Origin of the sequence: Sulfurimonas sp. (assembly GCF_026988655.1) — a bacterium.
In the GTDB taxonomy this organism is placed as follows: domain Bacteria; phylum Campylobacterota; class Campylobacteria; order Campylobacterales; family Sulfurimonadaceae; genus Sulfurimonas.
Genome location: NZ_JALSKT010000005.1, coordinates 1 through 4,592 on the forward strand (window position 1 = coordinate 1; position 4,592 = coordinate 4,592).

The window sequence follows — 4,592 nt, forward strand, 5'->3', positions numbered from 1 at the left end:
CAGGATTAGAAGTTACATCTCTACCATGAAAAAGAATAATATTGCTGTTCTACAGGGACTTAAAAGTGCTTTAGATGGAAAAGCTTACACTCCTGTTGGGGTTGGGTGCTGAATGGTTACGAAATTTAATGCTTTGTTCTTTTTCTATTTCCACTTCTGTTTGTTTATTTAAAAGCAAAGCGGTAATAAAGACAGTTGCAATAGTACCTAGAATAATCAACACAATTTCTTGCGTAAAGGGAGTACTGTCTGTAACTTTGTAGGCATAACGAAGATAAGTATAGCCAGCAATAAGTGTTAAAAATGTCAATAACAAATAAAGTATTTTTTTAGTGAATTTATCCATAATATAGTTCCTGATTATATAATTTTTCGCGATTATAGCAAAATATAGTATAATTGATAAAAAATAAATAAAGATGCACGGTAAATCAAAACATAAGTCATTCTCAGCTTGACTGGGAATCTAGCTTATAATTTCATATAAACTAGACCCTGAATCAAGTTCAGGGTGACTTTAGTTTTGAAATTATCTTAGTTTTGATTTACCGTGATAAAGATGAGTAAACTTGCAAATAGATGAAATTAAAAAGATAGGTGTTGTGTTACGTCCATCAACACCAGAATTAAAAGATAGTTACTATAAACTTGAAAAAGTTTTTTCAAAGTACAATATGGAAGTCTCTATTGATAGTATTAGTGCTGGTATGATTGGTGTCATGGGAATGGAGTTTGATTTGTTATGTGAAAACTCTGATGCACTTGTCACCTTAGGTGGTGATGGAACTTTGATATCGACGGTGAGGCGCTCTTTTAAGTATGATATTCCAATTTTTGGTGTGTATGCTGGAAGTCTGGGATTTTTAGCAGATATTGATTTAAATGAATTAGATGCTTTTGTTTCTAAACTGGTTAAGGGTAATTACCGAGTTGATGAGAGATCTATTTTAGAAGCAAAGCTTATACAAAATAATAAAGAGATAAGACTTTATGCTTTTAATGATATCGTTCTTACTCGTCCATCAGTATCGAACATGATTCATGTTGAAACATTAGTTGATTCAAAAGCATTTAATACTTACTATGGGGATGGAGTAATAGTGTCTACGCCAACAGGTTCAACTGCTTACAATCTTTCAGCAGGAGGTCCTGTTCTTTTTCCTTTAACAGATGTTTTTGCACTCACTCCAATTTGCCCACACTCATTGACACAAAGACCAGTGGTCTTACCAGGTAAATTTTCTATAGAGATGAAAACACCAAAAGATAAAGCCCTAGTAATTATTGATGGGCAAGATAAACATGAGCTAGAAGAGGGACAAAGTATTCATATTCAGCTAGCAAGAAATAAAGTTAAACTTATTCATAGAAATGAATTTAACTATTTTGATGTTTTAAAAGAAAAGTTAAATTGGGGTGAATAAGTGAGAAAACTAATGAAAAATATAAAATTCGTTATTGCATTATTTATTGCAGTAGCTGCGTTTAACACGGCTTTATTTGCACAAGATAAACAGATTGAGAGTCATGCTATTCTTTTGCAGTATCATAGATTTGGAGAAGCAAAATATCCATCTACTGATATATCTATGGAACTTTTCACAAAACAGATAAATTATCTCGCTGAAAATAATTACAATGTTTGGCCTCTCTCAAAGATAGTCAATTATCTTATGTTAAAAAAAGATTTACCGCCTAAAACTGTTGCCATTACGATTGATGATGCTTATAAAACAGTGTATACTAGAGCTTATCCTTTACTAAAAAAACATCATTACCCTTCTACTATTTTTGTAAATTCTTTGCCAATTATTCATCACTCTAAGCGGTATATGACTTGGGATGAGATGAAGGAAATGGGTGAAGATGGTGCTGAATTTGCTAATCATACCTATTCGCATCAGTATCTTGTTCGTATGTTTAGAAATGATCTTGAGAAACATGATAAAGAAGTAACTAAAGAGATACTAAAATGTGAAACAAAACTTGAAAAAGAGTTAGGTAAGTATGTGGTGACCTCGCCAAAAATGCTAGCATATCCATTTGGTGAGTATGATACACACCTTATGAATCTTATAAAAAAACTCGGTTACGTGGGCATAGCACAAAACTCTGGACCAGTGACAAACAATAGTAACTTACAGGCTTTACCACGATTTCCAATGTCTGGAAATTTTGGAAAAATGAAAAGTTTTATCTTAAAGTTAAACACTGTTCCTCTAGTGCTGAAAAAAATCTCTACTGAAGAAACAATAGTGAGTAAAATAAATAATCCGCCAAAGTTTTCTTTGACACTCAAAAAACCTGCGTATGGACTCCAATGTTTTACTTCCAATGGCAAGAAAATAGATATGAAGTGGAAATCTAAAACACAACTAGAAATACAATCGAGCGTTTTACTCAAATATCCACGTGATCATTACACATGTACAGCGATGTATAAAAAAGGTCAATGGCGCTGGTACTCTCATATGTGGGTAGTTCTAAAAGAAGATGAAAATACTACTCACTAAACGCAGCGCTCATGTATCCTACGACTTGCGTTTTGTCGTTACTTACATCGGCACTTGTTCGATAATCAAGAAGGGTTGATGTGAGTCTTTTATCTTTAGCTGTGATAAGTATAGCCTCTACTCCAATTTTTCCACAAGCTTCACACCCTTGATGTAATTCATTTGCGTTCAATGTTGCAATCGCTTCAAGACAAATAGTATCGAGTTTCTTTGCTTTTTCAATGTCATAATAATGACTTAAATCTGTACTGATTACTACAACTGTATCTTTGTCATTTAACAGATACTTTATAACCTCAGATAAGTGTTTTGGGTCTTCTTGACCATAAACCATTTCAACTACCGAAGCATTTTCAAGGTAGTATTTTATAAAAGGCATTTGCACCTCTGTGCTATGTTCTGCATGTGCATTTTCTTGAAAATGTAAGTCGAATTTTTTTATCAATGTATCTGCTAGTTTAGTATCAATTGGTATCTCGCCAAGTGGTGTTTCATAACTATCATACCTCGCAACACTTATACCATCAAGATAAACTCTATGACTCGGACCTATAACGACAACACGTTTTGCATGAGAGTTTTTCAAGAGTCTAAATGCAATATTTGCTGTAAATGCAGAGTAAACATATCCTGCATGTGGTACGATTATAGCACGGGGAATGATCTCTAAAATCCTTTCGTCTTTTATTGATTCATCTATAATCACATTATAATGATGAAACATTTTCTCTATTTCTGTTTTGCTTGCCGGATAAAACTGTCCGGCAACAGCATCTTTTCTTGTACTCATTCCCATACTCCTTCTGTAGCTCTATTACATTTTGGACAGCGCCCATCTATGAGAGCATTTTTTGTTACCGAATACCCAGTTCTATCTATAAGTAACTCACCACAATCAGGACAATATGTATCGCCATGCACTGGAACATTTCCTAAGTATACATATTTGAGTCCTGCTTCTTTAGCAATCTTACTTGCTCTTTGCAAAGTAGAAAGTTTCGTGGACTCATGATCTTGCATCTTATAATCAGGATGAAAAGCACTTAAATGCCAAGGCACATGAGTACCTAATTCATCGGCTATAAACGTAGCCATCGATTGAAGATCTTCATTGGAATCATTTTCACCTTCAATTAAAAGTGTAGTAACCTCCACCCAAATTCCTACCTCAATCATACCTTTTAGAGTCTCTTTTACTGCGTTTAGCCCACCTTTGAGTACCTTTTTATAGTAGGCATCATCCCAACTTTTTAAGTCAACATTTGCAGCATCAAGCCAAGACGCCATATCTTTAACAACTTTTGGACTCTCAAAGCCATTGGTCACAAAGATATTTTTTAGACCTCTTTTTCGTGCTAAAACACCGATATCTTTAGCATAAGGATAAAAGATCGTCGGTTCATTGTAAGTGTAGGCGATTGAAGAAGTGCCATTTTCTATCGCCAAATCTACCATCTTTTGTGGTGAGATTTCTACACTTGTATCTATACTATGTTCTTGAGATATTTGCCAGTTTTGACAAAATGGGCACTTAAAATTACAGCCAACAGTTCCAAAGGATAGGGCAGTTGACCCGGGTAAGAGATGATAGATAGGTTTTTTCTCAACTGGGTCAATATTTGCAGTGCTTGGATGTCCATACACGAGAGTTTTTAACTCTCCTGCTTCATTTTTATTGACACCACAAATCCCAACTTGTCCCTCTTTCATTTGACAATAATGCTGACACAAAAGACATATAATTTTATCTTTTTCTGGTATTGTTTTATAATATTGCATATTAGTCCTTTTTTATAAAGATACTTTATAGATGTAGACTAAAACTGAGATAATTTTATCACATAATTATAAAAATGTCAATTAGTATGATAAAATATGATTTCTAAAATAAAAATCAAGGTTAATGATGAAAAGAGTTATAATCAAAATATTATGTACATTGTCTCTACTAGCACTTTTAGGTGGTTGTTCAAAAGTAAGTGATGAAGATTTAAGAGCGGCACATGCAGCTGCAAACAATGGGGCGATAATCATTGATGTGCGTACTCCAGAGGAGTTTAGTACAAAGCATATTAGTAA

At 33.9% G+C, this 4,592-nt stretch carries 5 protein-coding genes; 2 read left to right on the forward strand and 3 right to left on the reverse strand.

The features are described from left to right. Positions 1-70: 70 nt before the first annotated feature. The gene (locus MV052_RS00350; RefSeq protein WP_297439858.1) at positions 71-346 is read right to left on the reverse strand and encodes a hypothetical protein; all 276 of its coding nucleotides are present in this window, start codon (positions 344-346) and stop codon (positions 71-73) included. A gap of 223 nt (positions 347-569) precedes the next feature. Between MV052_RS00350 and MV052_RS00355 the strand changes: the two genes are divergently transcribed. Both MV052_RS00355 and MV052_RS00360 read left to right on the forward strand, forming a co-directional pair. Next, entirely contained in the window at positions 570-1,424 is an 855-nt protein-coding gene (locus tag MV052_RS00355; RefSeq protein ID WP_297439860.1) for an NAD(+)/NADH kinase, read from the forward strand. Between the two features lie 12 nt (positions 1,425-1,436). Further along, complete coding sequence (locus MV052_RS00360; protein WP_297439862.1) at positions 1,437-2,513, forward strand: polysaccharide deacetylase family protein; 1,077 nt, start codon at positions 1,437-1,439, stop codon at positions 2,511-2,513. Here the strand turns inward: MV052_RS00360 and amrB are convergent. Continuing rightward, positions 2,503-3,303, reverse strand: coding sequence for an AmmeMemoRadiSam system protein B (gene amrB / locus MV052_RS00365; RefSeq protein ID WP_297439864.1), 801 nt, complete (start codon positions 3,301-3,303; stop codon positions 2,503-2,505). The genes MV052_RS00360 and amrB overlap by 11 nt on opposite strands. Next, on the reverse strand, positions 3,300-4,292 hold the full coding sequence (gene amrS, locus MV052_RS00370; protein WP_297439866.1) for an AmmeMemoRadiSam system radical SAM enzyme: 993 nt from the start codon (positions 4,290-4,292) through the stop codon (positions 3,300-3,302). Before amrS ends, amrB begins: the two co-directional genes overlap by 4 nt. Positions 4,293-4,592 lie beyond the last annotated feature (300 nt).

Coding starts and splice junctions, on each gene's coding strand:
- MV052_RS00360 (WP_297439862.1), top strand. CDS start 1,437: ATGAAAAATATAAAATTCGTTATTGCATTATTTATTGCAGTAGCTGCG.
- amrS (WP_297439866.1), bottom strand. CDS start 4,292: ATGCAATATTATAAAACAATACCAGAAAAAGATAAAATTATATGTCTT.
- amrB (WP_297439864.1), bottom strand. CDS start 3,303: ATGAGTACAAGAAAAGATGCTGTTGCCGGACAGTTTTATCCGGCAAGC.
- MV052_RS00350 (WP_297439858.1), bottom strand. CDS start 346: ATGGATAAATTCACTAAAAAAATACTTTATTTGTTATTGACATTTTTA.